The sequence below is a fragment of the Massilia sp. CT11-108 genome (genome assembly GCF_047302915.1).
Lineage (GTDB): Bacteria > Pseudomonadota > Gammaproteobacteria > Burkholderiales > Burkholderiaceae_D > Telluria > Telluria orientalis.
Genome location: NZ_JBKYMO010000990.1, coordinates 1 through 1,025, shown reverse-complemented (window position 1 = coordinate 1,025; position 1,025 = coordinate 1). Strand labels below are relative to the sequence as shown.

The window sequence follows — 1,025 nt, the reverse complement described above, 5'->3', positions numbered from 1 at the left end:
GCATGTAGATGGCATAGTCGATCACGCCGTCGACGAGCAGGCGGAACTGCTCCTCGCTGCGGCCCTGCGTGCTGAACCCGGGCCGCGTCGTGCGCAACATGGAAGACCTCGTGCGCCGCGCCGTCGGCGAACACGTGGAAGTCGAGACCGTCGTCTCGGCGTCGCTGTGGAACACGACGCTCGACCCGCACCAGCTGGAAAACGTCGTGCTGAACCTCGCCATCAATGCGCGCGACGCGATGCCGGGCGGCGGCAAGCTGACGGTCGAACTGTCCAACACGATGCTCGACGACACCTACGTCAGCGCCGCGCACGAAGTGCCGCCGGGTCAGTACGTGCTGCTCGCGATTTCCGACACGGGCACCGGCATGACGCCGGAGGTGCTGGAGCGCGCCATCGAACCGTTCTTCACGACCAAGGGCGAAGGGCAGGGGACGGGCCTCGGCCTGTCGATGGCGTTCGGCTTCGTCAAGCAGAGCGGCGGCCACTTCCGTATCTACAGCGAAGTGGGCCACGGCACGACGATCAAGGCCTATTTCCCGCGCGTGCTCGAGGCGGAGCAGACGCTGCCGGAACCGGTCGCGAACGAGGTGCGCGGCGGCACGGAGACGATTCTCGTCGTCGAGGACGATCCGAACGTCCAGGCGACCGTCGTCGGCATGCTGTCCGAGCTGGGCTACCAGGTGCTGCGCGCCGACAATGCCGAGTCGGCGCTGGCCGTGATGAAGGCGGGCGTTCGCTGCGACCTGCTGTTCACCGACGTCGTCATGCCGGGCAAGCTGAAGACGACGGACATGGTGCGCCAGGCGCGCGCGCTGCTGCCGGACATGAAGGTCCTGTACACGTCCGGCTACACGCAGAACGCGATCATCCACGGCGGGCGCCTCGACCCGGGCGTGGAACTGCTGTCCAAGCCCTACCGCCGCGAGAAGCTGGCGTCGAAAGTGCGCCAGCTGCTGGGCGCGAAGGAGGCGATGCCCGGGCCGGCACCTGTCGCTTATTCACATCTGCGGGCCCACGAGAGG

Annotated in this window: 1 protein-coding gene; it reads left to right on the top strand. The window is 67.4% G+C overall.

The features are described 5' to 3' along the window. Positions 1–98 precede the first annotated feature (98 nt). Positions 99–1,025 (top strand): ATP-binding protein (locus ACEN88_RS32585; RefSeq protein ID WP_413346388.1); only part of this gene is annotated, 927 nt, incomplete at its 3' end.